Origin of the sequence: Methylobacterium trifolii (genome assembly GCF_022179685.1) — a bacterium.
Classification (GTDB): Bacteria; Pseudomonadota; Alphaproteobacteria; order Rhizobiales; family Beijerinckiaceae; genus Methylobacterium; species Methylobacterium trifolii.
In genome coordinates, this window is record NZ_BPRB01000106.1 from 1 (window position 1) to 19,240 (window position 19,240).

Annotated in this window: 23 protein-coding genes; 6 read left to right on the top strand and 17 right to left on the bottom strand. The window is 70.7% G+C overall.

Features of this window, described 5'->3' with window-relative positions; all coding sequences use genetic code 11:
• Together COGEMETH_RS10385 and COGEMETH_RS10390 are read left to right on the top strand one after the other, a co-directional pair.
• Window positions 1–284, top strand: a 284-nt coding sequence (locus COGEMETH_RS10385; protein WP_283214976.1) for a flagellin, incomplete at its 5' end; no start/stop codon positions are given.
• A gap of 137 nt (window positions 285–421) precedes the next feature.
• Complete coding sequence (locus tag COGEMETH_RS10390) at window positions 422–832, top strand: flagellar biosynthesis repressor FlbT (RefSeq protein ID WP_238182498.1); 411 nt, start codon at window positions 422–424, stop codon at window positions 830–832.
• A 91-nt stretch (window positions 833–923) separates the two neighbouring features.
• Here the strand turns inward: COGEMETH_RS10390 and flaF are convergent, their stop codons facing one another.
• The gene (flaF, locus tag COGEMETH_RS10395; RefSeq protein ID WP_238182499.1) at window positions 924–1,295 is read right to left on the bottom strand and encodes a flagellar biosynthesis regulator FlaF; all 372 of its coding nucleotides are present in this window, start codon (window positions 1,293–1,295) and stop codon (window positions 924–926) included.
• 170 nt (window positions 1,296–1,465) lie between these two features.
• Between flaF and COGEMETH_RS10400 the strand changes: the two genes are divergently transcribed.
• Complete coding sequence (locus tag COGEMETH_RS10400) at window positions 1,466–1,711, top strand: hypothetical protein (protein WP_238182500.1); 246 nt, start codon at window positions 1,466–1,468, stop codon at window positions 1,709–1,711.
• Between the two features lie 112 nt (window positions 1,712–1,823).
• Here COGEMETH_RS10400 and COGEMETH_RS10405 read toward each other — a convergent pair whose 3' ends face one another.
• From COGEMETH_RS10405 to COGEMETH_RS10420, 4 genes are all read right to left on the bottom strand, one after another.
• Window positions 1,824–1,976 (bottom strand): hypothetical protein, encoded by a 153-nt coding sequence (locus tag COGEMETH_RS10405; protein ID WP_238182501.1) that lies wholly within the window; start codon window positions 1,974–1,976, stop codon window positions 1,824–1,826.
• An 88-nt stretch (window positions 1,977–2,064) separates the two neighbouring features.
• Window positions 2,065–2,376: a hypothetical protein gene (locus tag COGEMETH_RS10410; RefSeq protein ID WP_238182502.1), complete on the bottom strand. Its 312-nt coding sequence runs from the start codon at window positions 2,374–2,376 to the stop codon at window positions 2,065–2,067.
• Window positions 2,377–2,470: 94 nt separating this feature from the next.
• Complete coding sequence (locus tag COGEMETH_RS10415) at window positions 2,471–3,004, bottom strand: metallophosphoesterase family protein (protein WP_238182503.1); 534 nt, start codon at window positions 3,002–3,004, stop codon at window positions 2,471–2,473.
• 125 nt (window positions 3,005–3,129) lie between these two features.
• A complete protein-coding gene (locus COGEMETH_RS10420) occupies window positions 3,130–4,134 on the bottom strand; it encodes a calcium-binding protein (protein WP_238182504.1) in 1,005 nt (334 codons plus the stop codon).
• A 415-nt stretch (window positions 4,135–4,549) separates the two neighbouring features.
• Between COGEMETH_RS10420 and COGEMETH_RS10425 the strand changes: the two genes are divergently transcribed.
• Window positions 4,550–5,611 (top strand): tlde1 domain-containing protein, encoded by a 1,062-nt coding sequence (locus tag COGEMETH_RS10425; RefSeq protein WP_238182505.1) that lies wholly within the window; start codon window positions 4,550–4,552, stop codon window positions 5,609–5,611.
• Between the two features lie 6 nt (window positions 5,612–5,617).
• On the opposite strand, the gene COGEMETH_RS10430 is transcribed toward COGEMETH_RS10425, so the two are convergent.
• The 3 genes from COGEMETH_RS10430 to COGEMETH_RS10440 form a co-directional block, all read right to left on the bottom strand.
• Window positions 5,618–6,502, bottom strand: a complete 885-nt coding sequence (locus tag COGEMETH_RS10430) for an alpha/beta fold hydrolase (RefSeq protein WP_238182506.1) — start codon at window positions 6,500–6,502, stop codon at window positions 5,618–5,620.
• Entirely contained in the window at window positions 6,499–7,374 is an 876-nt protein-coding gene (locus COGEMETH_RS10435) for an alpha/beta fold hydrolase (RefSeq protein ID WP_238182507.1), read from the bottom strand. Before COGEMETH_RS10435 ends, COGEMETH_RS10430 begins: the two co-directional genes overlap by 4 nt.
• 64 nt (window positions 7,375–7,438) lie before the next feature.
• On the bottom strand, window positions 7,439–7,942 hold the full coding sequence (locus tag COGEMETH_RS10440) for a phasin family protein (RefSeq protein WP_238182508.1): 504 nt from the start codon (window positions 7,940–7,942) through the stop codon (window positions 7,439–7,441).
• 314 nt (window positions 7,943–8,256) lie between these two features.
• Here COGEMETH_RS10440 and COGEMETH_RS10445 point away from each other — a divergent pair, with 314 nt between their 5' ends.
• Window positions 8,257–9,894 (top strand): AMP-binding protein, encoded by a 1,638-nt coding sequence (locus COGEMETH_RS10445; RefSeq protein WP_238182509.1) that lies wholly within the window; start codon window positions 8,257–8,259, stop codon window positions 9,892–9,894.
• 19 nt (window positions 9,895–9,913) lie between these two features.
• Here COGEMETH_RS10445 and COGEMETH_RS10450 read toward each other — a convergent pair whose 3' ends face one another.
• From COGEMETH_RS10450 to COGEMETH_RS10470, 5 genes are read right to left on the bottom strand one after another with little or no spacing between them, the layout of a single operon-like run.
• A complete protein-coding gene (locus tag COGEMETH_RS10450; RefSeq protein WP_238182510.1) occupies window positions 9,914–10,264 on the bottom strand; it encodes a DUF6285 domain-containing protein in 351 nt (116 codons plus the stop codon).
• Window positions 10,261–11,292: a phosphotransferase family protein gene (locus COGEMETH_RS10455; protein WP_238182511.1), complete on the bottom strand. Its 1,032-nt coding sequence runs from the start codon at window positions 11,290–11,292 to the stop codon at window positions 10,261–10,263. The genes COGEMETH_RS10450 and COGEMETH_RS10455 overlap by 4 nt, the downstream gene beginning before the upstream one ends.
• A gap of 1 nt (window position 11,293) precedes the next feature.
• Window positions 11,294–12,061: an SDR family NAD(P)-dependent oxidoreductase gene (locus COGEMETH_RS10460; protein ID WP_238182512.1), complete on the bottom strand. Its 768-nt coding sequence runs from the start codon at window positions 12,059–12,061 to the stop codon at window positions 11,294–11,296.
• 40 nt (window positions 12,062–12,101) lie between these two features.
• On the bottom strand, window positions 12,102–13,283 hold the full coding sequence (locus COGEMETH_RS10465; RefSeq protein ID WP_238182513.1) for an acetyl-CoA C-acyltransferase family protein: 1,182 nt from the start codon (window positions 13,281–13,283) through the stop codon (window positions 12,102–12,104).
• A 53-nt stretch (window positions 13,284–13,336) separates the two neighbouring features.
• A complete protein-coding gene (locus COGEMETH_RS10470; RefSeq protein ID WP_238182514.1) occupies window positions 13,337–14,551 on the bottom strand; it encodes an acyl-CoA dehydrogenase family protein in 1,215 nt (404 codons plus the stop codon).
• Between the two features lie 161 nt (window positions 14,552–14,712).
• Between COGEMETH_RS10470 and COGEMETH_RS10475 the strand changes: the two genes are divergently transcribed.
• A complete protein-coding gene (locus COGEMETH_RS10475; protein WP_238182515.1) occupies window positions 14,713–15,471 on the top strand; it encodes a TetR/AcrR family transcriptional regulator in 759 nt (252 codons plus the stop codon).
• Here the strand turns inward: COGEMETH_RS10475 and COGEMETH_RS10480 are convergent.
• The 4 genes from COGEMETH_RS10480 to cyoB form a co-directional block, all read right to left on the bottom strand.
• Window positions 15,414–16,136 carry an SURF1 family protein gene (locus COGEMETH_RS10480; RefSeq protein WP_238182526.1) on the bottom strand — a complete coding sequence of 241 codons (723 nt, stop codon included), beginning with the start codon at window positions 16,134–16,136 and terminating at the stop codon, window positions 15,414–15,416. The genes COGEMETH_RS10475 and COGEMETH_RS10480 overlap by 58 nt on opposite strands.
• A gap of 69 nt (window positions 16,137–16,205) precedes the next feature.
• Window positions 16,206–16,604, bottom strand: coding sequence for a cytochrome o ubiquinol oxidase subunit IV (gene cyoD, locus COGEMETH_RS10485; RefSeq protein WP_238182516.1), 399 nt, complete (start codon window positions 16,602–16,604; stop codon window positions 16,206–16,208).
• Complete coding sequence (gene cyoC, locus COGEMETH_RS10490) at window positions 16,601–17,227, bottom strand: cytochrome o ubiquinol oxidase subunit III (protein ID WP_238182517.1); 627 nt, start codon at window positions 17,225–17,227, stop codon at window positions 16,601–16,603. Before cyoC ends, cyoD begins: the two co-directional genes overlap by 4 nt.
• 4 nt (window positions 17,228–17,231) lie before the next feature.
• Entirely contained in the window at window positions 17,232–19,235 is a 2,004-nt protein-coding gene (cyoB, locus tag COGEMETH_RS10495) for a cytochrome o ubiquinol oxidase subunit I (RefSeq protein WP_238182518.1), read from the bottom strand.
• Between the last annotated feature and the right edge of the window lie 5 nt (window positions 19,236–19,240).

Below are 19,240 nucleotides of genomic sequence, written 5' to 3' on the forward strand. Positions count from 1 at the left end.
ACGCCGACCTCACCAAGGCTGCCGACGCCCTGACCAACTCGCTGACCTCGCTCCGCTCCACGGCCTCGACGCTGGGCTCGAACCTCTCGGTGGTGCAGACCCGCCAGGACTTCACCAAGCAGATCGCCAACGTGCTGACCACGGGCGCCGACTACCTGACGAACGCCGACCTGAACTTCGAGGCGGCCAACTACACCGCGCTTCAGACCCGCCAGTCGATCGCCCAGCAGACGCTGGGCCTCGCCAACCAGGCCAACCAGGGCGTCCTCCAGCTCCTGAAGTGAGGCCTGCGCCCACTCCGGACCCATCGACGGCGGGGCCACAGGGCCCCGCCGTTGTCGTTTGGTTAACCAATCGGATCGACAGTGCGGGGCGTGGACGGCGCCCCCACTCCAAGCGTGGTGCCGCGAGGGGGACGTCGATGCCGCTGCGGATCGAGCTCAAGCCCAACGAGCGCCTGATCATCGGCCCCTGCGCCATCCGGAACGGGCCCCGGCGCACCAGCTTCATCGTCGAGACCGACCACAAGGTCCTGCGCGAATCCGAGATCGTGCGGGAATCGGAGGCCGACACCCCGGCCAAGCAGATCTGCGTCGCGCTCCAGCGCGCCTACGTGCTGGACGATCCGTTCGATGCCGAGACACACTTCATGGCGCTGGCGAGCGCGGTGATGGAGGCGGCCCCGAGCGCCAGGCCCTACATTGCGGCGATTTACGAGCGGATCGCGGCGGGAGACCGTTATCGGGCCCTGAAGGCCGCGCGCGACCTCGTCGCCTTCGAGGCCCGCCTCCTCGACGGCGCGGAACCGGCAGCGATCGCGCCTGCCGCCTGAATCTCCCTCACGAAGCCCCTGCTGCGCCTTGGCGCCCCGAGGGAGTGCTACCGGTGCGCGGGCGTTTCGCCCGCCGCGCCGAGCCGGCCGGTTATTGCCCGGGATCGCCCTGGAGGCCGGCGGCGAGGTTGTGGTTGATCGAGATCAGGGCGTCGAGCTTCTCCGGCGTCGGCGCGATCATCGTGTCGATGCAGCAGCGCAGCACGAAGACGCCGAGGCGCCCGACGTTCTGCTTGATCGCCTCGGGCAGCGGGTTCTCGGCCGCGGTCGCCTCCGACGAGATCAGGGTCCAGACCCGCTGGTTGAAGCTCAGCGCCTCGTTGAGGGCGGCCGCCTGCTCGGGCCAGCCAGTGCGGATGGTGCGCAGGCCGTTGGCCGCCTTGATCAGGACTGCCGCTTCCGCTTCCCGCGGCGAGAGGGCGCTGCGCGAGGTTCTGGCATAGGCGTTGGCGGCATAGCTCATCGATCGGGCGTTCCCGGCGCTCGGTCCGCGACTGCGCTGCGGACACCGGCCGGATTTGTCGCACCGGAATCTTAAGAGGCCGTGAGCGGGCTTCGCCCCAATGCCGCCGGGTTGCGGAGCGAGCACCGTTGCGGGCCGGGCGCCGGCCCGGCCGCTGGATTGCGTCGGGGATGATGAACTTCGTTCTGGGACTCGTGGCCGGTGGGCTCATCGCCTGCATCGCCACGATCGCGGCGGCCCGTCACCCCGAGGTGCAGAGCCGCCTGGGCCTGTTTCCCGCAGCGCCCGCGATCACCATGCCCGCGGCGGTCGCGCGCCCCGAGCCGGCCTGCCCGCCCCGGGCCGCCCCGCCGCCGGGCGTCGGCACGCAGGAGATGCTGTTCTCGAAGCGCCGCTTCTGGTCGGTCGCGCCCTGATACCGTGTCCGCCTGATCGAGCCGGCACGGTACCGCGAAGCCCGCGCGGCGCCTGAGCGAACTCGACATCCGCATCGGGCAGCGATCAAACGGATTTCGTCTGGGACGGCGATCAGACGCTGCTGAGCAGGAACATCAGCATGGTCGTGGCGACCGTGGTGCTGAGGAAGCCGACCAGCGCCGCGGCGAAGGACGGACCGGTCGTGACGGAGGCGGTGAGGGACTGGGCGAGGGGCTGGGCAAGGGGTTGGGTCTGCGAGGTCATGACGAGCGGTCCTGTCGGCGACTCGGGGTCGCCTTGGTGGTGACGATGCCCTTAAGGCACGCGCTTGGGTGTGCGAGGACGCACGCGGTCAGTCGCAGCGGTTGATCCGCTTGGCGACCCGCAGGCCGCGCAACTCGCTGCGCAGGTCGATGGCGACGACGCCGGCCCCGCATTCGTCGAAGGCGTCGCGGGCCTCCTCGTAGCGGTCCCCGACCTCGTCGAGGGTGTCGCAGACCCGGTCGTGGTTGCCGATCCGGGCTTCCTGGCGGGCCTGGTAGCGGAGGGCGGAGGCCTCATCGACCTTGCGCTGCGCCTCGATGCAGGCCGGCGCGGCGAGGACGGAACCGGAGGCGGCCAGAAGGCCGATCCCGGCGAGGGTCGTTGCGAAGATCTTGGTCATGGGGCACCGTGAAGACGATCACGAGAGCGGAACTACGGGTTTGTCCGGGCCGCCCCGGTCGGAGCCTTGCCGTTCTGCTGCTGAAACGGCCGAGCTACGGCGAAGGTTCCGCAACCGATGCAACCTTGCTGCGACGCCGCGAGACCAGGATCTGCGCCAGCGTGACCGGTGCGAAGCCCTGCGCGTCGACGCCCACGTCGTATTGCTTCGGGATCGGCCGGAGCTGGGCGTGCGAGTGGCCGTGCAGGTTGATCGCCCCGCGTCCGATCCCGTTCCAGGTGCGGAAGGCGTAGTGGCACAGGACGAGCCGGCGCGCGTCGGCCTCGATCTCGGCATAGTGGGCCACCGACGCCCAGCCGGGGGCGGACAGGGTGTCGGGGCCGTCGTTGTTGCCCACGATCAGCCGCTTGGTGCCGTTCAGGGCGGCCAGGATGGCGCGGACGCGCTCGGGCGGAGGACCGAGGGCGAAGTCGCCCAGGTGCCAGACCTCGTCCTCCGGGCCCACCGCCGCGTTCCAGGTCTCGATCAGCGCGGCATCGTGGGCGGGCAGGTCCGGAAACGGCCGCCGGTCGAGCCGCAGCACCCGCGGATCGCCGAAATGCGTGTCGCTGGTGAAGAAGACCGCCATGGACCCGTCCCGGCCGCGCCGGAAGGCGGGCCGGCGGACTTTTTGTCCTATCCGTGGCGTCGTCCGCAAGGGGGATACGGCGCTGAGGCGGCCCCCTCGCCGCGCATGCCGGCCGGCATGAGGGATCAGCGCTTGGGCGGGGGAGGCCCGCTGCCGAAATACGAGCTGTCGACGCTGGCGATGCCGAGCAGGTCGACCGTCCCGCCGCCCGACAGGGTCAGGATCGTCCCGCCGTTCCCGTCGCCGGCCTGCGTGTAGGTCTGGCCCTGGAGGTCGATCCGGTCGCCCTGGGACTGGCTGAAGCCCAGGATGATGTCGGCACCCGTGTTGCCCGTGAAGACGAACCGGTCGGCGCCGAGATCTCCCGAGAGCACGTCGTTGCCCCCGGCGCCGGCGATGAGGTCGTTGCCCTGCCCGCCGTAGATGGTGTCCGGGCTGTCCCCGCCGACGATGGTGTCGTTGCCCAGGTTGCCCAGCAGGATCGCGGTCGCGGTCGAGGCGACGCCAGGGACGCCGTAGAGGATCGTGTCGTCGCCCTGCCCGCCGTAGACCGTATCGTTGCCCGAGGCGCCCGCGACCGAACTCGTATCGGCCAGGATGACGTCGTTCCCCTGGTTGCCGAAGATCAGGTCCGACCCGACCGATCCGGCGATGACGTCGGCCCCCTGCCCGCCCGTGAGCGTGTCGTCTCCGGCCCCGCCGACGATCGTGTCGTTCCCGATCCCGCCGGTCACGGAATCGTTGCCGAGGTCGCCGTAGAGCTGGTCGCCGCGGAGGCCCGTGCTGAGGATGACGTCGTCGCCCTGCCCGCCGAAGACCGTCGCCGAGCCCTGTACGCTGACCTCGATGTAATCGTTGCCCAGGTTGCCGAAGACGACGGACCCGAAATCCAGCGTATAGCTGTAAATCCTGTCGCTGCCCTGTCCGCCGTAGATCGTATCCTGGCCCCAGTAATCGAACGCATTGCGATCGGAGGAGGAGTATATCAGGTCGTCGCCCTGGTTGCCGAATATGACGTCGTCGCCCTTCTCGCCGTAGATCGTATCGTTGCCGGCAAAGGCCGTGATCGTGTCCGCGAAGGGCGTCCCGTCCAGAATTTCGGGGCCGTTCGTACCGTTGATCGTGGCCATGGCGTCGCCTCGTTTCGAACGGTCACAATGAATCTGCCATTTTCTCGGTGAGTCAAGCAGATTTCGTGAGGCTCGAAAGGCGGAAATTTTGTTTCCGTCGACACGAATGCTCAATTCGGTGACGAGCCCGGCACCGATGTTGGGGTGTCGGAGGCGGGAGGTCGACGCGATCCACTCGAACCGGCCATGCCGTCGATCCGGATTACCCCTGCACTGGGCTACGTCCGTGCCATCGCCGGCCTGAGTTCAGGCGTCCGATTTATCGGGGATTAACCAAACCGGTGCTCAATGGGCCGCAGTCGAGGTTGATGTTTCCCCAGCGGCAGTAACGACCGACCCGTCGCACGCTCGCGCCTCCGCGCATCGAGCGACGGCCGGAATCCGTGCGGGATACGCGTATCCGAGTACAGCCCGCATGATCGACGCCGCGCATCCGTCCGGCCGCCGCAGACGCCGCCGCAATCTCGGGCGCTATCTCATCCCGATCTGTGCCGTGGCGATCGTCCTGGCCGCCCTCCCCCGCTCCAACATGCCCACCGAGACGCAGCCGGTCGAGCGGGCCGACACGGACCCGGAGCCGGCCGCCAAGGCGTCGCCCGGACGCATCGCCTGGATGCTGGACCCGGCTCCCGCCCTCGGCTTCGCGCCCCGCGCGATCGGTCAGGCCGCGCCCCTCGGGTCGGCCTTCGCGCGGACCGCCCCGGCCCCCGTTGCCGCCGTCGCGCCCTCCGTACCGGTCGCCCAAGCCGGCGAGCCTGTCGACGTGCCGCGGTCGCAGCCGGTCCGGCAGGCCACCCTCGTCCTCCAGACCGTGCCCCTGCCGATGCGCCGGCCCGCCGAGTTCCGGCGTCCGGAGGCGCGCCTTGCCGAGCGCCCCGCCCCGCCGCGGGCGCAGGTCGCCGCGCGCGAGAATGCCGAGGCCGAGCGCTCGTTCTTCGAGACGGTGTTCGGCGCCAAGCCCTCCGCCGGGCCGGCGCTCGCCTATGCCGCCGTCGACACCGGCGCCCTCGACCCGGCCCCGCGCCGCCTGCTGGGCCCCGCCCCCGATGCGGCGGCCGGCACCGCAATCTACGACATCACCGCCCGCATGGTGACGCTCCCGAGCGGCGAGCGGCTGGAGGCCCATTCCGGGCTCGGCAGCAGCATGGACGACCCGCGCTACGTGCACCAGCGGATGCGTGGTGCGACGCCGCCGGGCACCTACGACCTCACCGAGCGCGAGGCCCTGTTCCACGGCGTGCGGGCCATCCGCCTCAACCCGGTCGGCGGCAGTGCCGCCATCCACGGCCGCGACGGCATCCTGGCCCACACCTACATGCTCGGCCCGAGCGGCGCCTCGAACGGCTGCGTCTCCTTCAAGGACTACAACCGCTTCCTGCAGGCGTACCTGCGCGGCGAGGTCCGGCGCCTCGTCGTGGTGGCCGGACGCGGGCAGGACAGGTTCCCGGCGGTCGCCAGCCGCCTGTTCGGCGGGTAGCCCGCCTCAGAGCCGGTGCCGGGCGAGCCAGGCCAGCACCGCGGCCGAGCCGGATTCCGCCGCCGGCCCGAGCATCGGGAAGTGGCCGGCGCCGGCAAGCAGGCGGTATTCCGCGCCGTGGTAGAGGGCGGTGCGGGCGGCGGTCAGCGGATCGACGATGGTGTCGCCGGCGCCCGTCAGCACCAGCGCCGGCAGGCCGGCGGCGAAGGCCGGCAGCACGGGGCGCGGGATGCACGCCTCGGCCACCGCGACGAGGGATCCGGGCCCCAGTCTCGCGGCGTAGGCCCGCGCGTCCGCGGCCGGCATGCCGTCTCCGAAGATCAGGCGGTGCCGAGCGGGACTCCCGTCCGGTCCGGCCCCGCAGAGGGCCGCGATGCCCGCCGCCCAGCCCGACCACGCCAGCCAAGGCCAGATCAGCCCCAGCCCCTCGGGCGGCAGCGACCCGACCAGGACGAGGCCCTGCAACGGGGCCTGCCCGATCAGCCATTGCGCCATCAGGCCGCCGATCGAGTGCGCGACCAGCACCGGTGGAGCCGGCATCGCGCCGATCGCATGGCGGAGATCTGCGAGGAACTCCGCCATGGCGGCCCGCCAGACCTCGCCCCCTCCTTCGCTGCGGCCGTGCCCGCGCAGGCTGACGGCCGCCGCATGGCGCCCCGCCCCGGCGAAGGCGGGAAGGTAGCTCTCGCGCCAGCACCACGCTCCGGCCAACGCCCCATGGACGAAGAGGACCGGCGCACCCGCCCCCAGGGTTTCCGGCCGGGCGACCAGGATCTCCAGGGCGGGGCCGTCGTCGCGCAGGAGTCGCTCGGCCGCGATGCGGCGCGTCCCGTCCGGCCCGTATCGCGAAGGCGGATGCGGGACCGGCGGCGGCGCATCGAGCGCCCTCATTCCGGCCGGCCGAGCCAGTCCGTGACGATCCCGATCTGGTGGGCGTCGAGGAGGGCCGGGGCGTGTCCGCAGCCCGGAATGTCGATGCGCGTGGCGCGCGGTCCCCTGCGGGTCATCTCGTCGGCGGTCTCGCGCAGCAGCAGGTCCGAATCCGCCCCGCGCAGCAGCAGCACCGGGCAGGTGATCGCATCCCAGACCGGCCACATGCTGACGCTGTAGACGCGGCCCGGCCGGAAGGCGTTGCCGATGCCCGGATCGTAATGCGGCCGGAAGCCGCCGGCGGGTTCGGGCACGAAGCTGTGCTCGGTGAGGTGGCGCCACTGCGCGTCCGTGAGGGGGCCGAACGGCGCGTGGACCGTGCGCAGGCGCGCTTCGGCCGTCTCCAGGCTCTCGTGCAGCCGCGGCGCCTCCCGCAGGCGGGCGCCGATGGCGCGAACCGGCGCCCAGGGCAGGAACGGGCCGATGTCGTTGATGACGAAGCGCCGGATCGGCGAGCCCTTCGCCCCCGCGAGCACCATCCCGGTCAGGCCGCCCAGCGACGTGCCGATCCAGTCCAGGCTGTCGACCCCGAGATGGGCGACCAGCATGGCCATGTCGGCGGCGTATTGCGGCAGGCCGTAGCCTTCCGGGTCCCTCAGCCGGCCGCTGCGCCCGCGCCCCACCAAGTCCGGGCAGACCACGCGGTAGCCCATGCCCGCCAGGGCCTGGGCGAGGGGGTCGAAGTCGCGGCCCTGGCGGCTGAGGCCGTGCAGGCAGACGATCACGTGCGGGCTGTCCCGCTCGCCCCACTCGACGTAGGCGATGTCGTGGAAGGCCCCTTGCGCGAAGCCGCGCGTCAGGCCCGTCCGGAACGGCACGGCGGGAGGGCTCATGCCGTCGCGGCTCGCGTCATCGGGCGGGTCATTCCAGCCGACGCGGTGCGGTGGCGCCGTCCGGTCACGGCGCGTCCGGCTTCGCGGGGGCGAGGTCCCGCGCGACGCGGTCCGTGGTCTGCTGCAGGTCGATCATCTGCTGCGTCAAGCGCGCGGATTGTTCCTTGAAGAACCGGGCCTGCACCGCGACGAAGGCCGAGGGGTCCTCGGCCCGGGCCAGATTCTCCGCGCAGTCGAGGGTCGCCCGGACGTTGGTGTCGGAGGCGATCAGCATGGCCTGGGCGATCTCGCGCATCCCGGCCCAGGTGCGGGTGGCCGCCTCGAACGCGTCGTAGCCGTGCGCGCCGGGCCGTCCGTCGGGGGCGCTGCCGGAGGCGGGCCGCATCGCCGACCGGGCGGACTCCGCGAAGGTGCGCATGCCCGAGAGCGTCTGCGCGGCGGAGGCCTCGAAGGCGTTCACGACGCGCTCGCCGGCCTCGGCATAGGCCTCGTAGGCCTCCCGCGCCCGGGCGACGCCGCTTTCGGCGAGCCGGCGCGATCGCGCCCCCGTTCCATCCTCGGATGCCATTCCCATGTCCTCTCGACGCTGCCGGCTCCGGCAGCATCATATTCCGGCCGCGCGATCAAGATGGTCCGGCCCGGCATCGTTGAGTGCGGCGCCCGACCTTTCCCGGCTTCGCGAAGGCGACGGTCAGCGATGGTCCGCTGGCGGACCAACCGGCGATCGTCCGTTTTCGTCACGACGGGGCGGCCTGCCGGACGCTCACCTTCGCGCCATACCCCCGTCCCTCACAGCGGCGCTGCTTGACAGCCTCGCGGGGCGTGCACCAATCCGAGCCCCGCATGCCCGTCGCGCCGCCGCGTGATCGAGAGGGCCACCCGATGACGCACGACGACCGGCATCCGTTCGAGACGGGCCTCGACCGGACGGGCGCGAACTACGTCCCCCTGACGCCGGCGAGCTTCCTCGCCGGGGCGGCGGCGTCCTTCGGCGAAAACCTGGCCGTCATCGACGGCGAGCGCCGCATCACCTACGCCGCCCTCTACGCGCGCTGCCGGCGCCTCGCCTCGGCGCTCTCCGGGCGCGGCATCGGCCGCCTCGACACGGTGGCGATCCTGGCGTCCAACATCCCCGAGATGATCGAGGCGCACTTCGCCGTGCCGATGCTGGGCGCCGTGCTCAACCCCCTCAACACCCGCCTCGATGCGGCGACCATCGCCTTCTCCCTCGATCACGGCCGGGCCAGGGTGCTGATCGTGGACGGCGACTTCGCGCCGCTGGTGGCCGACGCCCTCCGCCTGGTGCGCGACAGACCCCTGGTGGTCGAGGTGACGGCGCCGGGCGCGGCGGACGCTCCTTTCGATGCCGTTGACTACGAAGCGCTCCTGGCCGAGGGCGATCCGGACTACGCCTGGGCCGGCCCGGCGGACGAGTGGCAGTCCCTCTGCCTGCTCTACACCTCGGGCACCACGGGCGATCCGAAGGGGGCCGTCTACAGCCACCGCGGCGCCTATCTCCAGGCGCTCGGCAACGCCGTCACCTTCGGGCTCACCGGCGGCAGCGTCTATCTCTGGACCCTGCCGATGTTCCATTGCAGCGGCTGGTCCTACCCCTGGGCGGTGGTCGCGGCCGGGGGCACCCAGGTCTGCCTGCGCAAGGTCGAGCCGGCGGCGATCTTCCGGCTCATCGCCGAGCACGGGGTGACGCACCTGTGCGGCGCGCCGATCGTGCTCTCGATGATCGCCAACGCAGACCCCGAGGTCCGCGTGTCCTTCGCGCAGACGGTGCGCTGCGCCACCGGCGGGGCCGCTCCGTCCTCCACGATCCTGCGCACCATGGAGGAGCTGGGCTTCAAGGTGACCCATCTCTACGGCGCCACCGAGAGCTACGGGCCGGGCACGGCCTGCCTGTTCCAGCCGGACTGGGCCGACCTGCCAACCGAGGCGCGCTACGCCCGCATGGCGCGCCAGGGTGTGGCGCTGCCCACCGTCGAGGGGCTGATGGTGGCCGATCCCGGGACGGGGCGGCCGGTGCCGCAGGACGGCGTCACCGTCGGCGAGATCATGATGCGCGGCAACACCATCATGAAGGGCTATCTCGGCAATCCCGAGGCCACGGGCGGCACCCTCGTGGGCGACTGGTATCGCTCGGGCGACCTCGCGGTCTGGCATCCCGACGGCGCCGTCGAGATCAAGGACCGCTCGAAGGACATCATCATCTCAGGGGGCGAGAACATCTCCAGCCTGGAGGTCGAGGAGGTGCTGACGCAGCACCCTGCGATCATGCTGGCCGCCGTCGTCGCCAAGCCCGACGCGACCTGGGGCGAGACCCCGTGCGCGTTCCTCGAACTGAAGCCCGGCTCCGCCCCCCTCACGGACGCGGAGGTGATCGCCTTCTGCCGGGAGCGGCTGGCCCGCTTCAAGGTGCCCAAGACTGTGCTGTTCGGGCCGCTGCCCAAGACCGCCACGGGCAAGATCCAGAAGTTCGTGCTGCGGGAGCAGGCGCGGGCGCTCTCCTGAAGGCGCCCGGCGGAGCGGGTTATCCGCCCTCGCCTTGCCCGGCCGGCTCCGGTTTCCAGATTCCGGCGGCGATGTCGGTCGCCTGAAGGAGCGCGGCGTGGAGCGCAACGTCGGCATCGTGCCGCCCCGAGCCTATCGCGCGCACCAGGGCGGCGACCGGGTCGTCCGCGCCAGAGACCGGCTCCAGGGCCCGCGCCTCGGCCGCCTCCAGCGCCCCGCCCCGCTCGATCTCGCGCATGGCGATGCCCAGCGCGTTGGCGACCATGAGGGCGACGTAGCGGGGCCGGCCGGACAGGCCGGGCACGACCTCGTCGGTCAGCGCCTGGCGGGCGACGGCCAGGAGGGCGGCGCCGGACGGGGCGTCGGTCATGCGCGGCTCCAGGATTCGGGGGCAGTCGCCTTGAGGATGGTCCGTTCGAGTTCGGGCACCATGCGCCCGGTCAGGGCCAGTTCCAGGGAGGGCTCCCGGCCGGAGACGTGGCGGAAGCCCTGCTCCAGGGCGATCACCGCCCAGCGCAGATGCGCCATCACCTCCCAATAGGCCACGGCCGCCGCGTCGACGACCCGGCCGCCCTCCCCCCGGTATCCCCGGTAGAAGGCTGCCCGGCTGCCGATGCCGCCGGCCTCCAGCGCCGGCCTGCCGAAGCGCCAGCAGGCGGCGCAGAACCAGCCGAGGTCCTGCATCGGGTCGCCCCAGCCCGAGAACTCCCAGTCGAGGATCGCGGTCAGCCCGCTTGGATCGACCATGTAGTTGCCGGTGCGGAAGTCCCGGTGGACCAGGGTCTGCGCCGGGCAATCCGGCGCGTGGCGCTCGGCCCAGCGCAGGCCCCAGGCGATGGCCGGACGGACGGCGCCGATCCCGTCGAGGCTCGCCCGCAACGCGGCGATCTCGGCGAGCGCTGGCTGCGGGGCCGGGTCGCCCAGGAAGCCGAGGCCGGCGGCGTCCTGCTCTCCGGGCCGGAGGATCGCGTGGATCTTGGCGAGCTCCCGCCCGAGCTGCTCGGCCAGACGCTCGCGGTCGCCCCCGAGGCCGAGGTCCTTGGCGATGCGGGGGCCGAGGCCCACTCCCTCGACGAGGGCCATCAGGGCGAAGGGCGCGCCGACGATCCCGGAATCGTCGCAGAAGCCCACGGGCTCCGGAACGCGCACGCCGGCCCGGTAGGCCGCCTCCAGGATGCGGAACTCCTCGGCCCGCGGGCGGCTCGACGCGATCGTGGCCGCGGCATCCTTGCGCAGCACGAAGGTGCGCGCGTCCTCGCCGAGCCGGCAGCGCACCAGCCAGTTCTCCTGGATCGAGCCGCCGCCCAGCGGCCGGATCTCCTCGATCGCGAGGTCGGGAGCCTCCAAACGTCCGGCGATCCAGCTGCGCAGGGCGGCCCGGCGTGCTTCGTCCAGCATGTCAGAGGCCCGAGACCAGGTGGCCGCCGTCGACGGCGATCACCGAGCCCGTCATGTAGCTGCCGGCCTGCGAGGCCAGGAGCAGCAGCGCGCCGTCGAGTTCGCCCGCGGTCCCGAGGCGCCGCTGCGGCACCCGCTTGATCAGCGCCTTGCCGGGCTCGGATTCGAAGAAGGCGTCGTTCAGCTCGGTCTGGATGTAGCCCGGCGCGAGGGCGTTCACGCGGATCTTGTGGCGGGCCCATTCCAGCGCCAGGCTCTTGGTGAGCTGGATCACGCCGGCCTTCGAGACGACGTAGGGCGCAAGCCCACCCGCGACCCGAAGCCCCAGGATCGAGGCGACGTTGACGATGCTGCCGCCGCCGCCGTGGCGGACCATGCGGCGGGCGGTGGCTTGTGCTGCCAGCCACACGCCCTTCAGGTTGGTGTCGAGGACGCCGTCCCAGTCGGACTCGTCGAGGTCCAGGGCCGCCTTGGTCACGGTGACGCCGGCGTTGTTGACGAGCACGCCGACCGGGCCGAACCGGGCCTCTGCGGCGTCCAGGGCGGCCTCGATGCCGGCGGCCTCCGTCACGTCCATGACGACCGCGTGCGCCTGGCCTCCGGCCTGCTCGACCCGGTCCACGGTCTCGGCCAGGGCACCCGCGCGCCGGGCGGCGAGGGAGACCCTGGCGCCCGCCCGCGCCAGCGTCCCGGCGAAGTGCCGGCCGAGGCCGCTGGACGCCCCCGTGACGAGCACGTGCGTGCCGTCGAGATCGAACAACCCTGCCATGATCGCCTCCTGTCGCCGCCTGTCCCTTTGTCCGCAGCCCTCAGTGCAGCCGCTCTAGCGCCAGCGCGATGCCCTGGCCGCCGCCGATGCACATGGTGACGAGGCCGTAGCGCCCGCCCGTGCGGGCCAGTTCGTAGACGGCCTTGATCGCGATGATCGCGCCGCTGGCCCCGATGGGGTGGCCAAGCGCGATGGCGCCGCCGTTCGGGTTGACCCTGGCCGGGTCGAGGCCGAGTTCCCGCGAGACCGCGCAGGCCTGGGCCGCGAAGGCTTCGTTCGATTCGATCACGTCGAAATCCGAGACGCTCAGTCCGGTGCGCGCGCACAGGCGCCGCACCGCCGGCACGGGGCCCATGCCCATCTCGGACGGATCGACGCCGGCATGGGCGTAGCCGACGATGCGGGCCAGAGGCTTGCGGCCCTCGCGCTCGGCCCTGGCCGCGCTCATCAGGACGAGGGCGGCCGCGCCGTCGTTGAGGCCCGAGGCGTTGCCGGCCGTGACGCTGCCGTCCCGCGTGAAGGCCGGGCGCAGCGTCTCCAGGTCGCCGAGACTGGTGGGCTTGGGGTGCTCGTCCGTGTCGAAGACCTGGCTCTTGCGGCCGGAACTCACCGTGACGGGCAGGATCTGCTCCCGGAAGCGGCCGTCCCGGATCGCGGCCTGGGCCCGCGCCTGGCTCTCGGCGGCGAAGGCGTCCTGCTTCGCGCGGGAGACGTCGTAGCGCCTGGCCACGTTCTCGGCGGTCACGCCCATATGGCCGTTGCCGAAGGGATCGCTCAGCACGCCGGTCATGTAGTCGAGGGCCACCGTGTCGCCCATCCGCTGGCCGAAGCGGGCGCTGCGCAGCATGTGGGGCGAGCGGCTCATGCTCTCGGCCCCGCCCGCCACCGCGACCTCGGCGTCGCCCAACAGGATCGCCTGCGCACCCGAGACGATCGCCTCGAGCCCGCTGCCGCAGAGGCGGTTGACGGTCATCGCCGGCACCTCCTGCGGGATGCCGCCCTCCATGGCGGCGACGCGGGCGATGTAGGCGTCGCGCGGCTCGGTCGGGATGACGTTGCCGAAGACGACGTGGCCGACCGCCTCGCCCGGAACCTCGGCCCGGCGCAGCGCCTCGGCGACGCAGGCCGCGGCCAGCTCCGAGGGCGGCACGGAGGCCAGCGCCCCGCCGAACGTGCCGATGGCGGTGCGCACCCCGCCGACGATCACAACCCCATCCGCCATCCGTCTCGGTCCTCGTCGCGTCGGTCGTCTGAATCCAGGTACTCGGAGACTGCCTAGGCCGCGTCCCCGGACACGTCCCAGCGCCAGAAGGCCTCGCCCTCGGCCTCCAGGGAGCGGTTGAGCACCATCTTGTGGACCTCGTCCGCCCCGTCCACGAGGCGGGCCTGCCGGGCGTAGCGGTAGATCCACTCCAGCACCGTGTCCTTCGAATAGCCCCGCGCCCCGTTGATCTGGATCGCGGTGTCGGCGGCCGCGTGCAGGAGGTTGGCCACGTGCACCTTGGCCATTGACACCTCCTTGCGCGCGAAGGAGCCCCGGTCGAGGGCCCAGGCGGCCTTCATCACCAGCAGGCGGCCGACCTCGATGCGCATGGCGAGGTCGCCGAGCATGAGCTGGATGCTCTCCCGGTCGGCCAGCCGAACCCCGAAGCCCTGGCGTTCCGACGCGTAGGCGCGGGCGATCTCGACGCAGCGCTTCGACAGGCCGAGCCAGCGCATGCAATGCGTCAGCCGCGCCGGCCCGAGGCGGATCTGCGTCAGCTTGAGGCCGTCGCCTTCGCCCATCAGGACGTTCTCGGCCGGAATCTCCAGGCCGTCGAAGGCGAGTTCGCAATGCCCGCCATGCTCCTCCGGGCCCATGATCGGGATGCGGCGCACGATCTCCCAGCCGGGCTGGTCCCTGTGGAACAGGAAGGCGGTGAGCCCCTTGCGGGCATCGTCCGAGGTGCGGGCCATCAGGATGAAGTGGGCGGCGTCCTCCGCGCCTGTGATGAACCACTTGGTGCCGTGCACGACGTAAGTCTCGCCCCGCCGCTCGGCCAGCGTGCGGATCATCGACGGATCGGAGCCGCCGCCGGGATGGGGCTCGGTCATGGCGAAGGCCGAGCGCACATGGCCCGCCACGATCGGGGCGAGCCAGCGCTCCTTCTGGGCCGGGGTGCCGACCGCCTCCAGCACCATCATGTTGCCGTCGTCGGGGGCGGCCGAGTTGAACACCACCGGCCCGAAGATCGAGCGGTTCATCGCCTCGTAGCAGACGGCCATCCCGACCTTGCCGAGGCCCGCCCCGCCGGTCTCCGGCTTGAGCTGGAGGCACCACAGGCCCTGCTCGCGGGCCATCCCCCGCAGGCGCTCCAGGTGGGCCAGCCCGATGTTGCCGTGCGCGTCGTAGGCCGCCGGGTCGCTCTCCAGGGGCAGGATCTCGGCATCGACGAAGGCGGCGACGCGGCTGCGATACGCTTCGACGTGGGGAGAAACGGTGAAATCCATGCCTGGGCCCCTTGGAGACGCGTCCGGCGCGGCTGCCTGCTTCCCGCTATCCGCCCATGTGGTCATCGAAGAAAACGAGCGAGCGCTCGATTTTTATCGCCTGGATTCCCGGTTGGCAACCGGCTACGTCCGGTCTTCGTGGCCGACGCGGGACCGGGACGATGACGCGAGCCAGACAGGCCGGGGAGGCCCCTGCCCCCGAACCGTACGCGACCGAGGCGATCTGCGGCCGCATCCTCGAGCGGCACCGCGACACGGTGAGCGTGCGCAAGGCGCACGTGGCGACCGCCAACCTCGCCCGCATCATCGAGGCGGTGCTCCGGCTGTCGAGCCGGCAGGGCTTTCACGAGACCTCGCTGCGCGACCTCGCCAAGGCGTCCGGCCTCAGCATGGGCGGCCTGTACTCGTACTTCGACAACAAGAACACGCTGCTCCTGATGATCCTCACCGAGGTGGCGCAGACCGCCGAGGCCGTGCTCGGCAACCCGCCGCCGGGCGTGGCCGAGCGGCCCGCCGCCCATCTGCGCTGGCTGATCGAGACGCATCTGCGCCTGACGGAGGCGATGCAGCCCTGGTTCGTCTTCGCCTACATGGAGGCGAAGGGGTTCCCCGCGCCGGCACGCCGCATCGCCACCGAGGGGGAACTCGCCACCGAGCGGATGTTCGCCGGCGTGCTGGAGCGGGGCGCGGCCGAGGGCGTCTTCGCCATCGAGGACGTGGACCTCACCGCCTCACTCATCAAGCCGCTGCTTCAGGACTGGTACGTGAAGCGCGCCAAGTACCGGAAGCGCGGCACCACGATCGAGCGCTACGTCGCCGGGGTGACGGACTTCGTCGAGAGCGCGATCCTGGCGCGTCCCGCTCAATCTCCGCCCGGGTCCGCCGACCGTGACGGGCGCAACCCGGCCGCGGTGCCGTAGAGCATCGCCGCCAGCACCATGGCCGCGAGGGTGAACCACGTGATCGCGTAGACGAGGTGGTTGTTGGAAAACGCCACCACCGTCAGTCCGCCGACCGGCAGGGCGGAGGGGTCGGGGCCGGCCTCCGCGTCGATGAAATAGGGTGCTACCGTACCGAGGCCGCGGGCTCCCGCGATGTCCGCCACGTCGCGCGAATACCATCGGTCCGCGGACGGCGCGTTGGTCCGCAGGAAGCCGCCGCCGGGTTCGCTCACGCGCAGCAGGCCCGTTGCTGTCAGCGAGCCGTCGGGCCGGCTCCAACCGGCCGGATCGCGCCTGTCGGCCGGCACGAAGCCGCGGTTGACCAGCACGGTGACGCCGTCCGCCGCCTCGAGCGGCGTCATGACCCAGAAACCGCCGCCGAGCACGGTCACGGCCTGGACCAGGCTCGCCCTGTCGTGGAGGAACCGGCCCGTCAGGCGCACGCGCCGGTAGGCGTCCGCCGAGGTGATGCCGGGCCAGTCGGCCGGTCCCGGCGCCGCGACCGCCGGCGCATGGACCCGTGCCTCGACCTGGGCGATCAGGTCGAGCTTCCAGGCCCGACGCTGCACCTGCCAGGTGCCGAGACCGACGAGGACGACGAGGATTAGCAGGCCCGCCAGGTCGAGGATGACGAGGGCGGCCAGGGGCCGTCCACCGGAATCCCGGCCCGGCTCCGCCTCGCCCGGAGGCGAAGCCTTCCGCGTGCCCACGCGTCAGGGCTTGTGGTGCATCAGGTCGTGGGGCGACATCGGCATCATGTTCGTATTCAGGTGATACATCACCCAGATCGAGCCGGTGAGCGTGATCACGACCAGGGTGATCGTGAAGATCAGCGCCAGGATGGTCCAGCCGCCCTCCGACTTCGTGTTCATGTGCAGGAAGTAGATCATGTGGACCACGATCTGCACGACGGCCAGCGCCATGATGACGATGCTGGTCTGGAGCTTGTTGCCGAGCACGTCGCCCATGACGAGCCAGAACGGGATCGCCGTGAGGATCACCGACAGGACGAAGCCGGTCACGTAGCCCTTGAACGAGCCGTGGCCGCCCTCGTCCGCGTGGTCGTGCCCGTGCGGCCCGGCGGGGTGGCCCGCCTCCGTCGCCGAACTCATTGCAGCACTCCCATCAGGTAGACGAAGGTGAAGACGCCGATCCAGACCACGTCCAGGAAGTGCCAGAACATGGACAGGCACAGCAGCCGGCGCTTGTTCTCCACGATCAGCCCGCGCTGGGCGACCTGGATCATCAGCACGACCAGCCAGATGATGCCGAGGCTGACGTGCAGCCCGTGGGTGCCGACGAGGGCGAAGAACGAGGACAGGAAGGCGCTGCGCTGCGGGGTCGCGCCCTCGTGGATCAGGTGGGAGAACTCCCACATCTCGATGCCGATGAAGGCCGCTCCGAACAGCCCCGTGACGATGAGCCAGAGCTGCATCGCGCCGACCCGGTTCTTCTCCATCTCCAGCATGGCGAAGCCGTAGGTGATGGAGGACAGGAGCAGCATCGAGGTGTTGAGCGCCACCACCGGCAGCTCGAACAGGTCCTTGGGCGAGGGGCCGGCCGCGTAGTTGCGGCCGAGCACCCCGTAGGTGGCGAACAGGACCGCGAAGATGAGGCAATCGCTCATCAGGTAGATCCAGAAGCCGAGCATCGTCCCCGTCTCGTGGGCGTGCTCCTCCTCCGCGTGGAACACGGGCGCCGCGCTGCCCGGCGGTGCGGTCTCGGTGTGCATCATCGGCTCAGGCCCGCCCCGCCATCATGCTCGTGCGCTGACCTTCCGAGCGGACGACCACGTCGGCCGGGATGTGGAAGTCGCGGTTGTAGTTGAAGGTGTGCAGCACGGTGACGAGGAACATCGCGGCGAAGGCGAGGGCCGCCAGCCACCAGATGTACCAGATCATCGCGAAGGAGAAGGCGATGCTGAGCACGCCCAGCACCGCGCCGGTGCCGGTGTTCTTCGGCATATGGATCGCCTTGAACCCCTGGAGCGGGCGGGCATACCCACGCTTCTTCATGTCGGACCACGCGTCGAGGTCGTGGATCACCGGCGTGAAGGCGAAGTTGTAGTCCGGCGGCGGCGAGGAGGTGGACCATTCCAGGGTCCGGCCGTCCCACGGATCGCCGGTGAAATCGCGCAGCTTCTCGCGGTTCTTGATGCTGACCACGAACTGCATGATCATCGACAGGATGCCGAACAGGATCAGCACCGCGCCGAAGGCCGCGATCACGAACCAGATCTGGAGGGAGGGGTCGTCGAAGTGGTTGGCACGCCGCGTCACGCCCATCAGGCCGAGCACGTAGAGCGGCATGAAGGCGAAGTAGAAGCCGATCGTCCAGAACCAGAACGACATGTGGCCCCAGAACGGGTCGAGCTTGAACCCGAAGGCCTTCGGGAACCAGTAGGTGACGCCGGCGAACATCCCGAACAGCACGCCGCCGATGATGACGTTGTGGAAGTGTGCGATCAGGAACAGGGAGTTGTGCAGCACGAAGTCGGCCGGCGGCACCGCGAGCAGCACCCCGGTCATGCCGCCGATGGTGAAGGTGACCATGAAGCTCACGGTCCACATCATCGGCAGCTCGAAGCGGATGCGGCCGCGGAACATCGTGAACAGCCAGTTGAAGATCTTGGCGCCCGTCGGGATCGAGATGATCATCGTCGTGATGCCGAAGAACGAGTTCACGTCGGCCCCCGACCCCATCGTGAAGAAGTGGTGCAGCCAGACGAGGTACGACAGGATGGTGATGACCACGGTCGCGTAGACCATCGAGGCGTAGCCGAACAGGCGCTTGCCGCAGAAGGCCGAGGTCACCTCCGAGAAGATGCCGAAGGCGGGCAGGATGAGGATGTAGACCTCCGGATGGCCCCAGATCCAGATGAGGTTGAAGTACATCATCGGGTTGCCGCCGAGGTCGTTCGTGAAGAAGTGCGTGCCAACGTAGCGGTCGAGCGAGAGCAGCGCGAGGACGGCCGTGAGGATCGGGAAGGCGGCCACGATCAGCACGTTGGTGCACAGCGAGGTCCAGACGAAGATCGGCAGCTTCATCATGGTCATGCCGGGCGCGCGCATCTTCACGATGGTCGCGATCAGGTTGATGCCCGAGAGCAGCGTGCCGATGCCGGCGATCTGGAGCGCCCAGATGTAGTAGTCGACGCCGACGCCCGGGCTCATGTCCGCGCCCGAGAGCGGCGGGTAGGCGAGCCACCCGGTGCGGGCGAACTCGCCGACGAAGAGCGAGATCATGATCGTGACCGCGCCGCTCACCGTCATCCAGAAGCTGAAGTTGTTCAGGAACGGGAAGGCCACGTCGCGCGCGCCGATCTGGAGCGGCACCACGTAGTTCATCATCCCCGTGACGAAGGGCATCGCCACGAAGAAGATCATGATCACGCCGTGGGCGGTGAAGATCTGGTCGTAGTGGTGCGGCGGCAGGTAGCCCTCGTTGGCCCCGAACGCGACCGCCTGCTGGGCGCGCATCATGATCGCGTCGGCAAAGCCCCGCAGCAGCATCACCAGCGCCAGGATGACGTACATGATGCCGATCTTCTTGTGATCGACGGAGGTCACCCAGTCCCGCCAGAGGGGCCCCCAGAAGCGGAAGTAGGTGATGGCGCCGAGCACGACGAGGCCGCCGACCGCGACGATGGCGAAGGTGAGCTGGAGGATCGGCTCGTGGAACGGGATGTCGTCCAGCGAGAAGCGTCCGAAGACGAGCCTCTGGAGGTCGGGATTTGAGAGCATGGTCT